Here is a 17,036-nt window from a genome sequence, read left to right as displayed (position 1 = left end):
GATACGGCGCGCGTAACACCTCGATCACGCTTCATCTCGCCAGCACGCTCGACGTGCCGGCGACGTCCGTCTGTACGCCATCAAAACGAAGTCTAGGAGATAACCATGAGAGCTCTGGGTCCCAAGCGATTACTGACATGGATGACCGCATGCATCGTGGCGGTCGTCGTCACCGCATGCGGCGGCAATGACAGCAGTAGCAGTAACGGTAGCGGCAGCGCCGCGAACACACCGCTGGCCGTCGTGAAGCCTGTCGTCGATTGCTCGAAACTGGCATCGATCGATCTCAGCGATATCGGCGGCGCCGGCAGCACGATCACATCGGCTACGGTCACGGCCGCGACCGTCAACGGCGCATCCGTCAACTTCTGCACGGTGAAAGGCACGCTCGCACCGTCGAACACGTTCGAAGTGGCGCTGCCGGTCGACTCGTGGACGCAGCGCTTCGCGGAACTGGGCTGCGGCGGCTTGTGCGGCAATCTGAGCGATCCGACCAAGCAAACCTCGTTCAGCTTCAGCTATACGTGTCCGCTCGTTCAGCAAGGCGGATTCGTGACGGCGGCGACCGACATGGGTCACTCGGGCCAGGATTCAACTTGGTCGACCGATACCCAGAAGCAGGCCGACTTCGCGTATCGCGGCCAGCACATCACGACGCTCGCCGCGAAGAAGCTCATCAAGGCCTACTACGGACAAGAGCAGAAGTACGCGTACTTCGTCGGATGTTCCGATGGCGGCCGCGAGGCGCTGATGGCCGCACAACGTTACCCGTCGGATTACAACGGCATCGTCGCCGGCGCGCCTGCCGCGCACTTCCAGATCCAGAACTCGCTCTATCACGGCTGGAACGTCGAATCGAACAGCACGACGGGCACGAGCGCCGGCAAGGCGGTGCTGTACGCCGACAAGGCTCAGGTGCTGCACAAGGCAGTAGTCGCGGCGTGCGGCGGTCAGGCGAGCGTGCCCGATGGCCTCCTCGCCGATCCGCGCACCTGTCGCTTCGATCCGGCGACGATTCAATGCGCGGCCAGCGCGTCGAGCACGAGCGACTGTCTGACGGCGGCCGAAGTCGCGACGGCGAAGAAGATCTACAGCGGTCCGGCCGATACCAGCACCGGCATGCTCATGCTGGGCGGCTCGCCGCAGTATGGATCGGAAGCGAACTGGATCGGCGTCGAAGTGCCCACATCGAACTCGACGGACGCAGCCGTGCCCGTGACGAGCCTCTTCAGCTACTCGATCGTGAAAGGCGCCTATAACCTGATCTTCACCGGGTCGCCGTCGATGCCGAATATCGACACCTTCGGTTATCACGACGCGAGTTTCTATCCGAGCTATCTGCAAGCGAATCACCCGCTCAACGATGCAACGAGCCCGGATCTGTCCGCGTTCAAGAGCGCGGGCGGCAAGCTGATTCTGTGGCATGGCTGGGCGGATCAGCATATCTCGCCGCTCTTCACGATCCGCTATTACCAGGCCGTGAAGGACACGATGGGCGAAGCCAGCGCGAACGAGTTCTCGCGTCTCTATGTAGTGCCGGGCGTGGGTCACTGCGGTGGCGGCGAAGGCTTTCCGGACATCGATCTCGTATCGCAGATCACCGGCTGGGTCGAACAGGGCACGTCGCCGAATGCGGTGATGACCTATCAGACCGATTCGACCAACAAGGTGACGGCATCGCGGCCGGTGTATCCGTATCCCGCTGTCGCGAAGTTCAGCGGAAGCGGCGACTGGCATGACGGCGCGAACTGGAGCCAGGGTGCGCCGTTGTACAGCGACGCAGCGCCGACGTGGGCCGGCGCGAGCTTCTACACGTCGTATAGCCCGAAAACGCAGGGCGTAGCCGCGCCTTGAGTTGCGTCACGCGCGCGCCGTCGTTGTCGATGCGACGGCGCGCGCATCGTCACTCCATCACCGCAATGGACGCAGCGGCACGCGCATTCACCTTGCGTCGCTGCAAGCCCAACAGACAAACGAGCGACACCGCGGCGAGCGAGCTGTAGAACAACGCGAGCGGCCACCACTGGCCCGGCCACGCATGCGCGAGCACGGTGCCGATGAGCGGCGTCAGTCCGCCCGCCAGCGCCGCGCAAGACTGATACGACAGTGAGATCGCCGAATAGCGCACGCCGACATCGAATGCATCCGTCATGAGTCCGGCCATCACCGCATACGAGCTCGACATGCACATCACCGCAATGGCGATGCCCACGACGATCGCCACGGGCCGTCCCGTCGACACGAGCACGAACATCGGATACGGCGAAAGCATCGCGAGCCCCGCGGCCCACGCAAGAAGGCGCCCCGTGCCGACGCGCTGTGCAATCCAGCCCGATGCGAGCTGCGTGAAAAGCTGAATGAACGCGACGACGAAAAGACAATCGAGGACCAGCGCACGATCGAGCCCGAGCGTTTCCGTCGTGAAGTTGAGCATGAACGTGTTGACGAACCACGCGCCCGCCACGCCGATCACATTCGCGCCGAGGCACAGCAGCACGGTGAGCCACGCATTGCGCAATACATCGACGACAGGCAGCCTCGCGGGCTTCTGCCGTTCGCTATACGCGGTGAATTCCGGCGACTCCGCGACGCGTGCACGAATGAACACGCCGACGACCAACAGCAGCGCGCTCGCCATGAACGGCACGCGCCAGCCCCAGTCGAGCAGTGTCTCGCGCGGCAGATGCCCGACCGTGCGAAAGGCGAGCAGCGCGAGAATCAATCCGGCCGGACTGCCGAGCTGCGCGAACGACGCGAGAAACGTGCGCTTGCCCTGCGGCGCATGTTCGCCCGCCATCAGCACCGCGCCGCCCCATTCGCCGCCGATCGCGATGCCCTGTGCGACGCGCAACAGCACGAGCAGCGCGGGCGCGAGCGCACCGGCCGTCGCATAAGTCGGCAGAAAGCCGATGCCGACCGTGCCCACGCCCATGATCGCGAGCGTCGCGACGAGCGCCTTCTTTCGCCCGATCCGGTCGCCGATATGCCCGAACACGAGCCCGCCGAAGGGTCGCGCGAAGAAGCCCACCGCGAACGTGCCGAACGATGCAAGCGTGCTATAGAACGGATCGCCCGATGGGAAGAACAGCTTGCCGAACACGAGCGCCGATGCGGTCGCGTAGATGTAGAAGTCGTACCACTCGATGGTCGTGCCGAGGAACGCCGCGAACGCCGCGCGGCCAGGCTGGCGGGTCGCGCCGCCATGAGCAATGCCATGCATGAATCGTCTCCTGTTGATGACCGGTCTTATGACGCCGGTTCATGATTTCGATTGGTCAGTCCTTCAGCGCTTCAGCCCTTCAACACGCCTGCTTCGTACAGACGCTCTTGCGTTGCCGCATCGATGCCGAGCGCATCGAGCACCTTGCGCGTGTCGCCGCCGAGCGCAGGCGGCGCCGTGCGATAAGTCGCGGGCGTTCTCGACAGCTTGATCGGCGTGCCCGTGCCGCGATACGCGCCGAGCTCGACGATCAGCTCGCGATGCAGCGTATGCGGATGCTGCGCGACCGCATCGACCGTATGCACCGGTCCGCACGGCACGCCGCCGCGAATCAGTTCGGCGGCGAGCGGTTCGCATTCGTGCGCGTCGAGCAATGCCTCGAGTGCTTCCTTCAACTCGGGTCGATGTGCGCAGCGGCTCTTGTTGTCGATGAAGCGCGGATCGTCGGCAAGCGCGGGCGCATCGAGATGCGCGCAGAGCCTGGCGAACTGTCGATCGTTGCCGACAGCGAGAAAGATCGGCGCGGTGCCCGTGCGATAGCTGTCGTACGGTGCGATGTTCGGATGCGCATTGCCGCTGCGCTGCGGCGTGCGTCCATTGCCGAAGTAGTTGGGCAGATGCGGATGCAGCAGCGAAACGGCGCAGTCATACAACGCGATATCGAGTGACTGGCCGCATCCGCTCTTCTCCCGTTCCGCGAGCGCGAGCAGGATGCCGGCCAGCGCATTGAGCCCCGTCACCATGTCGACGACCGGCAAGCCGACACGCAGCGCCGGACCGTCGCGCTCGCCGTTCACGCTCATCAGGCCCGCCATCGCCTGAATCGCGGCGTCGTAACCGGGAAGGCCGCCGAGCGGGCCATCGGGACCGAAGCCCGATACCGCGCAATGAATGAGGCGCGGAAAGCGCTTCGAAAGATCGCGCTCGTAGTCCATGCCCCAGCGCGCGAGCGTGCCCGGCTTGAAGTTTTCGACGAGCACGTCCGCGCCTTCGAGCAATTGCCACAGCACGGCGCGTCCCTCTTCGCAGGAAAGGTCGACGCAAATCCCCTGCTTGTTTCGATTCACTCCGACGAAGTACGAAGCGGTCTCACCGACGAAGGGCGGGCCCCAGCCGCGCGTTTCATCACCGCCCGGCGGTTCGAGCTTGATCACTTCCGCGCCGTGATCGGCAAGCGCCTGCGTGCAGTAAGGTCCGCCGAGCACGCGGCTCAGATCGATCACGCGCAGGCCGTGCAACGCGCCGTGAATGCGTGTCGTGCTCATCGTGCGGCTCCTTCGCGTCGCGGCAGAAGCGTCATGGCTTCGTCGAGGGTGACGGGCGTTTCATCGACGAGCGTGCGCAAGAGCGCCGCATCGTTTCGCGTGTCTTGCGGCGCGAGCGGATCGCGCGGCATCAGCTTGTGCGCCACGATCAGATGCGCGAGCGCGAGCCTGCGATGATCGGGTGCGACGCGCGCGGCTTCCGTCGCCATGAGCACGGCCGTGGTCGCGTGATACAGCGCGCTCGCCGCTTCGCGCACGGACTCGTCGCGCCCGCATTCGGCGACGCTGTCGAGCGCGGTGCATGCGCGCGCGAACACATCGCGCAGCAGCGCGATGCTCGCCGATGGCAACGCCGTATCGTCGAGCATCGCGCCGATGTACTGCACGAGTGCATCGAGCGCGCCTTCGCGACGCGCCGCGCGCGCCACGTCCAGCGCAACGATATTGCTCGTGCCTTCCCAGATCGAGCCGAGATGCGCGTCGCGCACGAGACGCGGGTCGGCCCACTCCTCGATATAGCCGACGCCGCCCCGCACTTCCATCGCATCGCCGGTCACGCGGCGCGCGTCGCGGCATGCGCGGAACTTGATGAGCGGCGTGAGAATGCGCACGCACTTCGCCGCGAGCGCGTCGCCGCGATCCGCGCGGGCGAGCAGTGTCGCGATCTGCATGAACATCGAGCGCGCCTGTTCGGCAGGCAGCATCAACTTGAGCAACTGCCGCTGCATCAGCGGCATGTCGATGAGCTTGCGGCCGAACGCCTCGCGATTCCTCGCGACATGCGTCGCCTCGGTCAACGCGCGACGCATGAGGCCGGCAGCGCGCACGCCGTTCGACAGACGCGACATGTTGATCATGTCGGCCATCTGCTGAAAGCCGCGCCCCACTTCGCCGATGAGATACGCCTGCGCGCCCTCCAGCACGATCTCGCCGCTCGCCATCGAACGGCTGCCGAGCTTGTCCTTCAGGCGCACGATGCGATACGCGTTACGCGTGCCGTCTTCGAGCGTCTTCGGCAGCAAAAATAGAGCGAGACCCTTGATGCCTTCGGGTGCGTCGTTGGGGCGTGCGAGCACCATCGCGAGATCGGCATCGGCGTTCGAGCAGAACCACTTGTCGCCGGTGAGCGTCCACACTTCATTGCCGTTGGCATCGACGCCGCGCGCCGCGCGTGTCGCGATGCGGCCGACATCCGATCCCGCCGCCTGCTCGGTCATGAACATCGCGCCTTGATAGAGCGTCTCGAAGTCCTGCGACGCGAGCATCGGCAGATAGCGCTCGATCAGTTGCTTCGTGCCGAAGCGGCGCAAGGTGCGCGTGAGCGAATCTGTCATGCTGACGGGACAGCACAGCCCGAATTCCGCCTGCACGAACAGATACGTGAGCGCGTACTTGACGAGCGGCGGCGGCGCATCCTCATGATGACTCATCGCCGCGAGACCGAGCTCGCTGTACGCGACGCGTTCGAGCGCCACGTAGTCGGGATGCTTGTCGATATGCTGCATCGCTTCGCCGCGCCGCGTGCGCTGCCGCAGTTCCGGAGGATGATGATCGGCGCTGGTGGCCCACGCATCCAGTTCATCGGATGCGCGCTGGCCGAGATCGACGAGCTTGTCTTCGATGCCGCGATACGTCGTCTCGCCGAGATAGCTTTTCAGCAGCGCGGCGAACGACAGATCGGTCTTGAAGAAATTGATGCCACGGCTGTCGGGAATGTTGGACGCGCCTGCATCCGGGCAATTCTCTTGCATGAACTGTCTCCTGGCTCTTGTGCGGCGCAACCGGCGCTGCGCCATCCTCGAACCCAGACTACGTTCACCGTCGATAATCGTCCAATACAATTCATGACACGTACGATAAGATCCATTTATCGTAGCGCAGGAGAGAACCGTGGAACTCAAGCAGCTTCGCTATTTCATCGCGGTCGCGGAAGAGCTGCATTTCGGCCGCGCGGCGCGCCGCCTGTTCATTTCGCAACCCGCGCTGAGCTTCGATATCCGCCGCTTCGAAGAACAGCTCGGCGTGAAGCTTCTGGAGCGCAGCAACAAATCGGTCGCGCTGACCAACGCGGGCCACGTTCTGCTCGGCGAAGCGCGGCGTCTCTTGCAACAGGCCGAAGAAGTCGAACAGGTGACCACGCGCTCGGCGCACGGACTCGCGGGGCGTCTGCGCATCGGCTTCGTCAATTCAATGCTGTATCGGGGTTTGCCCGAGGCCGTGCAGCGCTTCGAAACCGATCATCCTTCCGTCGAAATCGTGTTGAAGGAAATGAACACGGCCGAACAGGCGCGCGCGCTGCAGCAATTGCATATCGATCTGGGTTTCGCGCATTGGGGACATTTTCCGGCGGAGGTCGAAACGGATCTTTGGTCGTCGGAAGCATTCTTGTGTTGCTTGCCGGTGGAGCATCGGCTGGCGAAGAAAAGACGCATCGACCTTGCGCAGTTATCGCGTGATCCATTCATTCTTTTTCCGCGCGCGGTATCGCCGCACTATCACGATCAGATCATCGCGACATGCGTCGATGCCGGATTCAGCCCGAAAATCCGGCACGAAGCGCGCTTGTGGCAGACCGTCGTGACGATGATCGAATTCGGCATGGGCGTCGCGCTCGTGCCGCAGGCATTGGCGAAGACACAATCGCAACGCGCGGTTTTCAGGCCGCTCACGCGCAATCCGTTTCCTTCGCAGATTCTGCGTTTGACGCGTGCGGAGAGCCATTCCGATGTCACCCGGAGTTTCGTCGCGTTTCTTCGGAAGTCTTAGGCTCGACCGCTGGCCCAGATGGCATCGAGCGCGTCCAGCGTCGCCTGAATCGCGGGATCGCCGCTGCGCCCTTCCGCATAGACGAACGCGACTTGCGTCGTCGCGCTGCCGCTCTCAGTATCTCGTTCAGCACTCTCGATCATGTCGCGCCAAGGCGCGAGAAAGAGACGCATTAAAGCGTCTCTTTCGCTTGTAGAAACGGCTGCGCCCAAAACGATAAACAACAGAAGGGACCGTTCGAAATCTCGCTTCAGGCAAGATGTTTTTTCTGCTATTCGGTTTACTTCTACATCAGAACAAAGTAACCTTTCCTCGCTGAAACAAATCCCGGCAGCACTTGCCTCGGGTGCGAAGCAAATCGCATCTTCGTCAGAAATTCTGACCTCTCCGAGGCGAAGTCGCTGCACATGTTACCGATGATCCGCGCGACTCCAGGTCGGTGAATCGTCATCGAGCGCCAGACACTTTTGTGGCCGGCGTCCCGGCTTTCCGAATGCACACCGATCGTGTGCTCGGCATTGCCTCAGCGAATCTGCACTGCCTCGGCTGTCGCGGCGCTTCTATGTGCGTCCGTTACGGTATTCATTTTGAGGCCGTCATTCGGATTACTAACGATACCTCTCGACCACATCGGATGCGCGACCGGTGTGTGCATCGTTTCGTCCGTCTCCGGCTGAAGTCTCATGCATCACGCATCTCCGTTAGTCATACTAATTGCCATGAAGAATAGAATTGCCTCCCTGTTTTCCCGTTCCGTTCCCGCCGCGCTCGTCGCGAGCATGATGCTTGCCGCGTGCGGCGGCAGCGACAGCCCCTCCGACACCGCCGCAGCCGACAAGAGCGCGGCATCGCCGAAGTCCACCGCGAAGGCCGCGAGCGGCAGCGGTTCGATCTTCTACGGCGTGAACGGCCATAACAGCAATGGCGGCGCGTACGACACCACGAGCGTGCAGACGCAGCTTGCGCAACTGCAGGAGTTGGGCGCGACGATCTATCGCAATGACGTGTATAGCCAGACCTCGGCGAACATGGTCGCGGGCATCGCGAAGACGATGGAAGCCGCCGGCATCACGATGTATCCGGTGATGCTCATGAACCTCAACTACAACAGCGAGGAAGAGGCCTACAACGCCGGCTTCAAGCTCGGCCAGCAGACCGCGAACAGCTACCCCTACAAGTACTACGAGGTCGGTAATGAACTCGAGGCCAAGGCGCTCATCGGCAATGTGGACGGCACCGTCTGGTATCAGTACAACAACTGGTCTTACATGCTCGCGCGCGGCGCGATCCGCGGGCTCATCGCAGGCGTGAAGTCGGTCGACGGATCGGCGAAGATCGTGCTGGGCGGCACGTGGCTGCATACCGCGTTCTTCCAGATGCTAGCCGACGGCTCGCAGCCGGACGGCACCTGGGGTCATCCGGCCGTGAGCTGGGACGTCACATCGTGGCACTGGTATTCGAGCCAGGGAGACATGACGCACGCATGCGGCGGCACGGGCTGCCATGACGTGCTCCAGTTCCTGCACGACATGGGCAAGCCGGTGTGGATCAACGAGTTCGGCGTGCGCCCCGACTTCGGTTCCTACGATCAGATCGCGAGCTACATCACGGGCAATCTGATGATGGCGCAATTCGCAAGCGTCGCGTCGAAGTACAACATCCAGTCGATCCAGGCGTTCCAGCTCTATGACGACGGCGAAGGCGCCTATGGTCTTCTGGAAAGCGACGGCGCCACGAAGAAGCCCGCGTACTGGGCGTACAAGACCTTCGTGCAAAGCCATCCGATGTGAGTTCAACGGTAAGGATCGGAAAGGCGGGCGCGCTCAAGCATGGGCGCTGACGTGCCGTTATCGCGGCTTTGCAGAAGCGGATAACGGAGGCCTGCGATGCAGATCAACAGTGCGACCACGGCCGCCTACACGAGCGCCGATACGCCTCTACCGCGCCGCCCGGCCCCCGCGAACGACACGACCGACGTCGCGCAAGACGCAGCGGCGAACGATGCCGCCGCGCCGCCGGCCGGTGAGCCGTCATCGATGAAATCGTTTGCGTACGGCGCGCTCGGTCTCGAACGCCCGGAAGTGCAGGCCACCGACACGAACGGCTTCTACACCGCGGGCAAATGGGTGGCGGCGGCGGTGACGATCGGCGGCATCGTGTCGTTATTCGTTTGATGCGGACTCGATTCGGGTGCGATGCGCTTTCTCGCGAATTAACACCTGGAAATAACTTGCCGGATTGGCGCCTTGCTCCGCCAATCGAATGGCGGTGCGTCGAGGGAAGATCTTCATGTGTGATGTCGGCAGACGACACACCGCATCTTCCTTCGACACTACGCCAAGCCATGCAAGCTCAATCTTCACTCGAACTCCGCCGTTCTAGCGTGCGACGCGCGCTCGTCGCCGTGGCGCTTCTCGTGCCGATGCTGTCCGCATCCGCCGAAGAGGCGCCCGATGTCTGCTCCGCACTAAAGACCATCGTCGATGCGCCCTCTTTCGATACGCTCGCCAAACGCGGCGCGTTGATGCCGGCGGGCGCGCGGGACCAGGGCACCTGCAAAGTCAGCGCGCATGCCTACGATTGCCGCTGGCGAGCGCACTGGGGCCCGGACGGCGTCGTCGCCGATCCGCTTCAGGAACTCGGCGCGGACATCGCCGCCTGTTTTCCCGATGTCCGTCACGATGTGAATACGTCCACGCGCCAGCACTTCGCGTTGCTCGACGTGGCCGACAGACGCGTCACCACGATGACCGCCACCATCGAAGCGCCGAACACCGTGCGTCTGCGCATCGTGCGCTAAACCGGGACGACGGCAAGAGCATGTTCAGCAAACTCATCGCTCGTGCGTTCCTTGCCGTCGGCGCAGGCGCGCTTTCCGGCTGCACGTGGACCCTCATCACCGCCGCCGATGCCGCGGGCTCGCTGGTGCAAGCGGGATTCACCGTCGCCTCCAGCTATTCGTCGCCGACATCGGTGACCGGGCCGCCCGCCTCGCTGCAATCCGTGTGCATCGAACTGAACCAGAACGTCACGACCGGGGACTTCGTGCCCGTGCTGCAGGTTGCATTGCAACGGCGCGGCGTGAATTCGGTGGTCTATAACCCGGGCACGTCGCCGCCCGGCTGCGAGGCGATGCTCATCTACGGCGCGACGACGAGCTGGGACCGGCATGCGTTCAGCAACGAGCCGATGCCGTATCTGAAGGCGATCGATCTGACGCTCGTGCGGCAAGGGCAGATTCTCGTGACCGCGCGCTACGACACCAATGGTCTGAACATCGACCGATTCGCGAGCGCGCGGCAGAAACTGGACGCGCTCGTCGACCGTATGGTGGTCTCCCGCACACAGTAGCGCGCGCTTTCCTTACGGCATCTTTCCGACGCGAATTCGCGCCTGAAAGCAATGCTAACCTGCCGTCGCTGTAGCTGTTGACCGATCCCTCTTGCGGCTCGCCATTGTTCTTCTGGCGGGCCGTTTTTTTGTCGGATGAATTTGGATGGGGCGACACTGTATTGAAATAAGTCTCGCTCGTTGAATTGTTCAACTGCAGCACGACTTCCACTCAAGGTTGGCAATTGCAACCACAATCAAAGGAAAACACATGCCGAAAATGATAGCTTTAAAAGGCAATGTGACCACCACCGGCGGTCGTGTGCTCGACGGTGACGATTCGATGCTCGACAACGGAACGTCGCTCGCGCGGCATATGGGACTCGCATCCTGCCGCCGGTGCGGAAAGAACGCTCCGATTTTAGGAAGCGCGACGAACTGGGGCTTCGGCGGCACCCGAGGCGTGGTGGACGGCGACATCGTGATGTGCGATTGCTCCCGTGGCACGAATCGGGTTATCGCGCGATCGACGATCTTCGACGAGTGAGTCGCGCGCAGACCTCGATAGTCCAGGAGTACCAAAACTCGAAAGCAAAGCCGCAACTCGCCGAGTTCTACCAGCAACTCGATCCCCGCAACTGCTTCAATCCGGGAGTCGGAAAGATGTCGAAGTTCGCGGGGTACCCAGACAATACAGTCGACGCCTGAACCCGCACGCTAAGCGACGAGCTTCGCCCTCAACATCGCCACATCGGCGGTGCTCATCGACAAGCCCTGCGCAAGATAGTTATTCAACGTCCCGAACTGTCGATGCATCTCGTCGAACGCCGCTTCGATCGTCGCGCTTTGCGCCCGATAAAGCGGCGCAACAGTTTGCGCATTCATCGCAAGTCGCGCCGCGTGCGACTTCATGCGCGCATCGATCTGCGTCTGCGCGACGGTGTTCGTCAGCAGATAGTCCTGAATGATGACGTCGAGCGGCACATCGGCGATGGAGAGCAAAAGCGCCGCGGACCAGCCCGTGCGATCCTTGCCCGCCGTGCCGTGAATCACCTGCGCGCCCGAAACACGCGCGAGCCGCGTAAGCAGCAAGCCGAACTGCAGGCGCGCGACCGGATCCGTGACGAGTTGACGTTGCCGCGCGCTCATCCATGCGGTCGCGGCGGCAGCATCGACGGGCGTCGCCGTGGACGCATCGATCGGCGCGATCTCGTGCGTCTCGCGCACCGCGTCCGACGGCACCCGATCGGGCGCGAGCGACGCCTCCGCCACCACGCGGAGATCATGCACCGCGCGCAACGACAATCGCGCGAGCAATGCCGTGTCGGCATCGTCGGGCGTGAGCGCGCCCGAGCGATAAAACACGCCGCGCCGCAACCGGCCGCCATCGACGGTCGGATAGCCCTCGCCCACGCCGGCCACGTCGCGGAAATTTTCGACGGTAGAGAGCTTCGGCGTTTCCGTCACGGCCTGATTGTCGCTCGCGCCGCCGCACGCCGATAACAACGCGCCCGCGCCGAAGGTGGTCGAAAGCAACGCGACGCGCGCGCCGCCGCGAATGAAGGCACGGCGCGACAATGGCGCCGCAGGCATGGACGAAGCAGGCATCATGTTTCTTCAATGGGAATGACGATGCGCACGATCAGCCCGCCGCCCTCCGCGTTGCGGATCTCGCAGCGGCCGCGCTGTTCGCGCGCCAGACGTTCGACGATAGTGAGCCCGAGCCCGCAATGCCCGTTGCCGCCGCGCGCGGGATCGAGCCGCACGAAGGGCCGCAGCGCTTCGTCGAGGCGCTCGTCGGGAATGCCGGGTCCGTGGTCGCGCACCTCGATCATCCAGTCGCCGCCGTGTCGCGCGGTGCGGATCTCGACAGGCGGTTCGCCGTACTCGAGCGCGTTGTCGACGAGATTGGTCATCAGCCGGTCGATGAAGGTCCGCGGCAGGCAAAACGCATCGCCTGCTTCGAGCGACAGCGCGAACAACGGTGCGTCGCCGTCTTCGGGCGACGCGAACTGCTCCGCGATGAACGCATCGACGCGGGTCTTCGTGCTTTCCGAAGACGAGCGGCCCGCAAACTCCAGAAACTGCTGCACGATGCGCGTCATCGAATCGATATCGCGCAGGAAGTGCGCGCGCTCGCGCTCGTCCTTCGCAAGCACGCTCGCGCGCAGCGACAGGCGCGTGAGCGGCGCCTTCAGATCGTGCGCGATGCCGGCGAGCATCACCGCGCGGTCGTCGTCGGCGTCGGTGAGTTTCTTCATCATCTGGTTGAACGCGCCGATCAGTTCGCGCAATTCGCGCGGCCCGTTCTCCTCGACGGGCACCGGCCGTTCGCCGCCGCCGAAGCGGCGCGCGGCCTGTGCGACGCGAGCGAGCGGCCGCTGCAACTGCCATGTCGCGATGAGCGAGAGCACGAGCGCGCCGGCCAGCAGCACGACGCCTTCGGTCATGAAAGGCGCGGGCGGCGGCAAGTCGATCGGCGCGACGATCCACACATTGCTTTCCGGATAGCGCACCCAGAGCCGCGACTTGTTGTGGCCGTCGAAATCGATGGCGAGTTGCGTTCCGGGCGGCAGGCGATCGGCGAGCTGCCGCGCGAGATGCGCGTGGCGCGTCTTCGCGGGATCGCGCAGCGTCAGCGGCTCGGGCATGTTCCACACCGGCACGATATGCACGCGCGTCTCGCGCATGAGCCGTCCGCCGAGCGCGACATCGTTATGCGCAGCCTCCAGCACGATCAGCAGCGCGCGCGCGTAACCATCGGCCTCCTTGTGCGGACCCTGCACGTGCAGAATCGCGAACCATCCGGTCTGCAGCGCGAGCAGCACGCCGATCGACACGATCGCCATGCGGCCGAACAGCGAATCGATGAAACCGCGCGCCCCGCGCACGGACTGCCAGAAACCCGGATGCATGCGGCTCAGGCCTCGATCCAGTCGGACGCGGGATCATCCGCATCGGGCACGAACACGTAACCCTGGCCGCGCACCGTCTGCACATGACGCGGATTCGAAGGATCGTCTTCGATGAGCCGGCGCAGGCGCCAGATCGGCACATCGAGGCCGCGATCGCGGAACGGCAGATCGTCGCGATGCACCAGATCGTGGATCAGCACGCGCGAGAGCACCTTGTACGGATTCTTCACGAAGACCTTGAGCAGCGCGAACTCGCTGTCGCGCAACGCGATGCGCTCGTCGCCGCGCAGCAGCGTGCGAGTCACGAAATCCACTTCGAAGCGCCCGAAGCGTTCGCGCGGCGCCGGCTCCGGACGGCTCGGCGCACCCGCGCGCCGCCGCAGCACCGCTTCGATGCGCGCGAGCAGTTCATGCGGATCGAAGGGCTTCGCGAGATAGTCGTCCGCGCCCGATTGCAGCCCCGCGATCTTTTGCGGAACGCTGTCGAAACCGGTCACGAAGATCACCGGAATGTCCTCCCCCGCCGCGCGCAGATCGCGCAGCGCGCGCAGGCCGTCCGTGTCCGGCATCATGATGTCGAGCACGACGAGGGACGGACGTTCAAGCTCAAGCCGCCGGCGCAGCCCGGCGCCGTCGTGCAGCACGGAGACATCGATGCCTTGTGCATTGAAAAAGTGGCGCAGCAGGTCGCGCACCGTGGGATCGTCGTCGACGATAAGTACCGATATAGCCATCCCAAAATTTTATTCGGACACTATTCCCTTACAACGTCCTTCGCGCATAGGGAGACGTTACGGATTCTTACGCAAGCCGACTTTCACGCAATGAACGCGCGCTGCACGTGCGTGCTATTTCCGCGCGAACCCTCGCACGCGCGCGATGCGGCCTTGTACCGTCCGGTGAAACACGCCGTAACGGAAAGAAATGGAAAGTTCGCGAGCGTCGCGACGGCGTTCGCCTTGCGCTTAGAATCGGCGCATGACACCACATGTACTGATGGTCGACGACGACCCCGTCGTGCGCGATCACGTTCGCGACTATCTGCGGCAACACGGCTTCGACGTCTCCGTTCTCGGCGACGGGACGGACCTCAGGCGCCGCGTGCAGGCCGAGCGCCCCTCGATGGTCGTGCTCGACGTGATGATGCCCGGCAAGGACGGCATCAGCGCGCTGCGCGAACTGCGCAATGCCCGCGACGATATCCCCGTGATTCTTCTGACGGCGCGCTCCGACGTGCTCGACCGGGTGATCGGACTCGAACTCGGCGCGGACGATTACCTCGGCAAGCCCTTCGATCCGCGCGAGTTGCTCGCGCGCATCCGCTCGATCCTGCGACGCCGCGAGCCCGCGTCGCCGCATACGGCAAGCGCGCCCGAAATGCGCCCGGCCTATCGCTTCGGCCCGTTCGAAATGGATTTCGGCGCGCGCGAACTGCGCCGCAACGGCGAGCGCATCGCGCTGCGCTCGGGCGAATTCGCGCTGCTGAAGACGCTGGTGAAGAACGCGATGGTCGTGCTCACGCGCGCCGAGCTGAACGAAAAGATGCGCGGCAACGGCGCGCATCGCGATCGCAGCCTCGATGTCGCGATCTGGCGTCTGCGCCGTCTGCTCGAAATCGATCCGTCCGAGCCGCGTTACGTGCAGACTGTGTGGGGCCAGGGCTATATCTTCGTGCCGCACGGCGATCCGACCGCGGCCGGACGCATCGCCGCGCGCGCGGAAGCCTGAGCCGCGCGGCATCGTCGTCAGAAGGTCAGCACGCTCATGAAGAGGCGTTGCAGCCAGCCCATCGTCGTCGAATCGGCGAGCATGCCGACGCCCGCCTGTTCGATGCGCGCATTCGCCACCTTGTTCGACGCGACGTAATTGCCCGCCTCGATATCCTTCGGGTTGACGATGCCCGAGAAGCGTAGCCGATCCTGATTGCCGCTCATCGCGATGATCTTGTCGCCCGCGACGACGAGATTGCCGCCCGGCAAGGTGCCGATCACCGACACCGCGAGCGTGCCGCTCATCGCGGACAGATTGCTCGTGCTGCCATTGCCCTTGAACTTCGTATCCGCCGAGCCGACGTTGAAAAGACGCGCCAGCCGCGCCGCCGCGTTGCTCGACTTGTCCGCGGCCTCCGCGCTGATGCTGCTCGCGCGGCTCGCGCTGGCATCGGCGGAATTGCTGCCCTGATACGACTCCGCGAGGCGGATCGTCAGCACGTCGCCGACCTTCTGCGCGCGCGATGTCTCGTAGAGCGAGACCGACGATCCCGCCTGATAGATCGCGCCCAGCGCGTTGACATTGACCGGCTGCGAAACGGCCGGCGCATAAGTGGGCATCTCGACGATCGAGCGCGACCCCGACGACGACGAGCATGCTGCAAGTGCGAGCGCGAACGCCGCGCATGGCAATGACGCCAGTTTCATGAACAATCCTCTCCTTTGATTCAGGGCGCGTCGTGCACGGCGGCAAGACGCCATCGGTCGGTCGTGTCGCGCAGCCACGCTTCGTACGCTTTGAGGCGATAGATCACGCGCGCCGAAGCCGCCGCGCCGTTCGCCTCCAGCGTGATCGAGCTCGTCGCGTTCTCCCATGTCCGGGTCTGATAGCCGTTCGCGCGCACGATGCGGCTGCGGCCGAATTTCGATGACAGGCCATCGGCAAAATCCTCGACCACGCGCGCATCGATCACGAAAGACATGCGATACAGCCGCGGCGACGCATCGCCCGGCATCGCCATGAAGCGCAGCACGTGATCGCGCGCGGGCGTGCCGTCGACGACCGCCAGCGATTCGCTCCAGCCCCTCTGCGTGCGATGCGCCCACTTGCACGCGATCGACAGGCTGTGCGCGTCGCGCAGCACCATGCCGAGCGATGCCGCTTCGAGATCCGTGTCGCACACCGCGACACTGCCGGGCGGCGTCGCGCGCGCGGGCTCTTCGCGGCGGAATGCATCGAGCTCGATGCCGAGCGGCAACCCGCGAAAATCGAAAGGCTTTTGCGCCGCGGCGATTGCGGGCATCGCCGTGCAAACGAAAAAGGCGCAACGAAGGAACGTTCGCTTCATGTCAGTCGATGGCGGTAGCGCAGGCGTCGAACGGCGTGGATGCCGCATGGCCCACGACCGGCACGATCTTCAGCACCGCAGATGTCGCGCGGCATGGCAGCGCGGCGAGCGCACAGCCGTCGAGCAGGAAGGGGAATGCCGCGAGCGCCGCGCATGCGAGCGCGAAACGAAAGGACGCCGCCATGATTCAGGCGGTCGTGTCGACGTGGTTGCCCAGATGCGCCGGATTGCTCGCGGGCGTCTTCGTTTCCGGGGTGCCGGTTTCGATCGTCGGCGTATCGGTGGCGCGCTTGATGGGCAGCGCGTGCGACGCCGCTTGCGTCGTGTGTGGTGTGCTCGGGCCGGTGACGTTCATGCTGCTCGCTCCTTGAAGATGAGAGACGTTGCGGATTGCAACGGGAGCAATCTTCCCCGAGCGCGCGATGGGACGATCATCCAAGCAAAACGCGCTTTCCCCGAGTGCTTACGAGCGATTACCCCGC

20 protein-coding genes and 1 pseudogene are annotated in these 17,036 nt (G+C 64.0%); 9 read left to right on the top strand and 12 right to left on the bottom strand.

Features of this window, described 5'->3' with window-relative positions:
* Positions 1-105 precede the first annotated feature (105 nt).
* Positions 106-1,854 (top strand): tannase/feruloyl esterase family alpha/beta hydrolase, encoded by a 1,749-nt coding sequence (locus U4Y90_RS23725; protein ID WP_321798196.1) that lies wholly within the window; start codon positions 106-108, stop codon positions 1,852-1,854.
* Positions 1,855-1,903: 49 nt separating this feature from the next.
* Here U4Y90_RS23725 and U4Y90_RS23720 read toward each other — a convergent pair whose 3' ends face one another.
* The 3 genes from U4Y90_RS23720 to U4Y90_RS23710 form a co-directional block, all read right to left on the bottom strand.
* Entirely contained in the window at positions 1,904-3,220 is a 1,317-nt protein-coding gene (locus U4Y90_RS23720; protein WP_321798194.1) for an MFS transporter, read from the bottom strand.
* Between the two features lie 71 nt (positions 3,221-3,291).
* Positions 3,292-4,485, bottom strand: coding sequence for a CoA transferase (locus tag U4Y90_RS23715; protein ID WP_321798192.1), 1,194 nt, complete (start codon positions 4,483-4,485; stop codon positions 3,292-3,294).
* Positions 4,482-6,236: an acyl-CoA dehydrogenase family protein gene (locus tag U4Y90_RS23710; RefSeq protein WP_321798190.1), complete on the bottom strand. Its 1,755-nt coding sequence runs from the start codon at positions 6,234-6,236 to the stop codon at positions 4,482-4,484. The genes U4Y90_RS23715 and U4Y90_RS23710 overlap by 4 nt, the downstream gene beginning before the upstream one ends.
* Positions 6,237-6,375: 139 nt before the next feature.
* Between U4Y90_RS23710 and U4Y90_RS23705 the strand changes: the two genes are divergently transcribed.
* The gene (locus U4Y90_RS23705) at positions 6,376-7,251 is read left to right on the top strand and encodes a LysR family transcriptional regulator (protein ID WP_321798189.1); all 876 of its coding nucleotides are present in this window, start codon (positions 6,376-6,378) and stop codon (positions 7,249-7,251) included.
* Here U4Y90_RS23705 and U4Y90_RS23700 read toward each other — a convergent pair.
* Positions 7,248-7,424, bottom strand: a complete 177-nt coding sequence (locus U4Y90_RS23700; RefSeq protein ID WP_321798187.1) for a hypothetical protein — start codon at positions 7,422-7,424, stop codon at positions 7,248-7,250. The genes U4Y90_RS23705 and U4Y90_RS23700 overlap by 4 nt on opposite strands.
* 546 nt (positions 7,425-7,970) lie before the next feature.
* Here U4Y90_RS23700 and U4Y90_RS23695 point away from each other — a divergent pair.
* Complete coding sequence (locus tag U4Y90_RS23695; RefSeq protein ID WP_321798185.1) at positions 7,971-9,041, top strand: lipopolysaccharide biosynthesis protein; 1,071 nt, start codon at positions 7,971-7,973, stop codon at positions 9,039-9,041.
* Positions 9,042-9,137: 96 nt separating this feature from the next.
* Positions 9,138-9,425, top strand: a complete 288-nt coding sequence (locus U4Y90_RS23690; protein ID WP_321798183.1) for a hypothetical protein — start codon at positions 9,138-9,140, stop codon at positions 9,423-9,425.
* On the opposite strand, the gene U4Y90_RS23685 is transcribed toward U4Y90_RS23690, so the two are convergent.
* Positions 9,414-9,614, bottom strand: coding sequence for a hypothetical protein (locus U4Y90_RS23685; protein WP_321798181.1), 201 nt, complete (start codon positions 9,612-9,614; stop codon positions 9,414-9,416). The genes U4Y90_RS23690 and U4Y90_RS23685 overlap by 12 nt on opposite strands.
* Before the next feature lie 20 nt (positions 9,615-9,634).
* Here U4Y90_RS23685 and U4Y90_RS23680 point away from each other — a divergent pair, with 20 nt between their 5' ends.
* The 4 genes and pseudogenes from U4Y90_RS23680 to U4Y90_RS23665 all read left to right on the top strand — a co-directional run.
* Positions 9,635-10,051 (top strand): hypothetical protein, encoded by a 417-nt coding sequence (locus tag U4Y90_RS23680; RefSeq protein ID WP_321798180.1) that lies wholly within the window; start codon positions 9,635-9,637, stop codon positions 10,049-10,051.
* A 20-nt stretch (positions 10,052-10,071) separates the two neighbouring features.
* The gene (locus tag U4Y90_RS23675; protein ID WP_321798179.1) at positions 10,072-10,602 is read left to right on the top strand and encodes a hypothetical protein; all 531 of its coding nucleotides are present in this window, start codon (positions 10,072-10,074) and stop codon (positions 10,600-10,602) included.
* Between the two features lie 217 nt (positions 10,603-10,819).
* Positions 10,820-11,128 carry a PAAR domain-containing protein gene (locus U4Y90_RS23670; protein ID WP_321798178.1) on the top strand — a complete coding sequence of 103 codons (309 nt, stop codon included), beginning with the start codon at positions 10,820-10,822 and terminating at the stop codon, positions 11,126-11,128.
* A gap of 44 nt (positions 11,129-11,172) precedes the next feature.
* A pseudogene (locus U4Y90_RS23665) lies at positions 11,173-11,289 on the top strand (hypothetical protein); the annotation flags it as partial.
* Between the two features lie 9 nt (positions 11,290-11,298).
* Here U4Y90_RS23665 and U4Y90_RS23660 read toward each other — a convergent pair.
* Genes U4Y90_RS23660 through U4Y90_RS23650 form a run of 3 tightly spaced genes read right to left on the bottom strand, consistent with a single transcriptional unit; the run spans position 11,299 to position 14,230 of the window.
* Entirely contained in the window at positions 11,299-12,192 is an 894-nt protein-coding gene (locus U4Y90_RS23660; RefSeq protein ID WP_321798176.1) for a tyrosine-protein phosphatase, read from the bottom strand.
* A complete protein-coding gene (locus U4Y90_RS23655; RefSeq protein ID WP_321798174.1) occupies positions 12,189-13,496 on the bottom strand; it encodes an ATP-binding protein in 1,308 nt (435 codons plus the stop codon). Before U4Y90_RS23655 ends, U4Y90_RS23660 begins: the two co-directional genes overlap by 4 nt.
* 5 nt (positions 13,497-13,501) lie before the next feature.
* A complete protein-coding gene (locus tag U4Y90_RS23650) occupies positions 13,502-14,230 on the bottom strand; it encodes a response regulator (protein ID WP_321798173.1) in 729 nt (242 codons plus the stop codon).
* A gap of 244 nt (positions 14,231-14,474) precedes the next feature.
* On the opposite strand from U4Y90_RS23650, the gene U4Y90_RS23645 reads away from it, so the two are divergent.
* Positions 14,475-15,224, top strand: a complete 750-nt coding sequence (locus tag U4Y90_RS23645) for a response regulator (protein WP_321798171.1) — start codon at positions 14,475-14,477, stop codon at positions 15,222-15,224.
* 17 nt (positions 15,225-15,241) lie between these two features.
* Here U4Y90_RS23645 and U4Y90_RS23640 read toward each other — a convergent pair whose 3' ends face one another.
* The 4 genes from U4Y90_RS23640 to U4Y90_RS23625 are packed head-to-tail and all read right to left on the bottom strand — an operon-like array spanning position 15,242 to position 16,909.
* Positions 15,242-15,913 (bottom strand): flagellar basal body L-ring protein FlgH, encoded by a 672-nt coding sequence (locus U4Y90_RS23640; protein WP_321798170.1) that lies wholly within the window; start codon positions 15,911-15,913, stop codon positions 15,242-15,244.
* 20 nt (positions 15,914-15,933) lie between these two features.
* Complete coding sequence (locus tag U4Y90_RS23635) at positions 15,934-16,509, bottom strand: hypothetical protein (RefSeq protein ID WP_321798168.1); 576 nt, start codon at positions 16,507-16,509, stop codon at positions 15,934-15,936.
* A 46-nt stretch (positions 16,510-16,555) separates the two neighbouring features.
* Positions 16,556-16,738 (bottom strand): DUF6726 family protein, encoded by a 183-nt coding sequence (locus U4Y90_RS23630; protein ID WP_321798167.1) that lies wholly within the window; start codon positions 16,736-16,738, stop codon positions 16,556-16,558.
* Between the two features lie 3 nt (positions 16,739-16,741).
* Positions 16,742-16,909, bottom strand: coding sequence for a hypothetical protein (locus U4Y90_RS23625; RefSeq protein ID WP_321798166.1), 168 nt, complete (start codon positions 16,907-16,909; stop codon positions 16,742-16,744).
* Positions 16,910-17,036: the final 127 nt, after the last annotated feature.

The organism is Caballeronia sp. J97, from assembly GCF_905220305.1.
Classification (GTDB): domain Bacteria; phylum Pseudomonadota; class Gammaproteobacteria; order Burkholderiales; family Burkholderiaceae; genus Caballeronia.
Note: the sequence above shows the minus strand (reverse complement) of the source record. Positions and strands in the feature narration are given on the sequence as shown.

Bases quoted from the DNA above. Each gene is read 5' to 3' on its own strand.
- U4Y90_RS23725 (WP_321798196.1), top strand. From the start codon at position 106: ATGAGAGCTCTGGGTCCCAAGCGATTACTGACATGGATGACCGCATGC.
- U4Y90_RS23720 (WP_321798194.1), bottom strand. From the start codon at position 3,220: ATGCATGGCATTGCTCATGGCGGCGCGACCCGCCAGCCTGGCCGCGCG.
- U4Y90_RS23715 (WP_321798192.1), bottom strand. From the start codon at position 4,485: ATGAGCACGACACGCATTCACGGCGCGTTGCACGGCCTGCGCGTGATC.
- U4Y90_RS23710 (WP_321798190.1), bottom strand. From the start codon at position 6,236: ATGCAAGAGAATTGCCCGGATGCAGGCGCGTCCAACATTCCCGACAGC.
- U4Y90_RS23700 (WP_321798187.1), bottom strand. From the start codon at position 7,424: ATGCGTCTCTTTCTCGCGCCTTGGCGCGACATGATCGAGAGTGCTGAA.
- U4Y90_RS23695 (WP_321798185.1), top strand. From the start codon at position 7,971: ATGAAGAATAGAATTGCCTCCCTGTTTTCCCGTTCCGTTCCCGCCGCG.
- U4Y90_RS23690 (WP_321798183.1), top strand. From the start codon at position 9,138: ATGCAGATCAACAGTGCGACCACGGCCGCCTACACGAGCGCCGATACG.
- U4Y90_RS23675 (WP_321798179.1), top strand. From the start codon at position 10,072: ATGTTCAGCAAACTCATCGCTCGTGCGTTCCTTGCCGTCGGCGCAGGC.
- U4Y90_RS23660 (WP_321798176.1), bottom strand. From the start codon at position 12,192: ATGATGCCTGCTTCGTCCATGCCTGCGGCGCCATTGTCGCGCCGTGCC.
- U4Y90_RS23655 (WP_321798174.1), bottom strand. From the start codon at position 13,496: ATGCATCCGGGTTTCTGGCAGTCCGTGCGCGGGGCGCGCGGTTTCATC.
- U4Y90_RS23650 (WP_321798173.1), bottom strand. From the start codon at position 14,230: ATGGCTATATCGGTACTTATCGTCGACGACGATCCCACGGTGCGCGAC.
- U4Y90_RS23645 (WP_321798171.1), top strand. From the start codon at position 14,475: ATGACACCACATGTACTGATGGTCGACGACGACCCCGTCGTGCGCGAT.
- U4Y90_RS23640 (WP_321798170.1), bottom strand. From the start codon at position 15,913: ATGAAACTGGCGTCATTGCCATGCGCGGCGTTCGCGCTCGCACTTGCA.
- U4Y90_RS23635 (WP_321798168.1), bottom strand. From the start codon at position 16,509: ATGCCCGCAATCGCCGCGGCGCAAAAGCCTTTCGATTTTCGCGGGTTG.
- U4Y90_RS23630 (WP_321798167.1), bottom strand. From the start codon at position 16,738: ATGGCGGCGTCCTTTCGTTTCGCGCTCGCATGCGCGGCGCTCGCGGCA.
- U4Y90_RS23625 (WP_321798166.1), bottom strand. From the start codon at position 16,909: ATGAACGTCACCGGCCCGAGCACACCACACACGACGCAAGCGGCGTCG.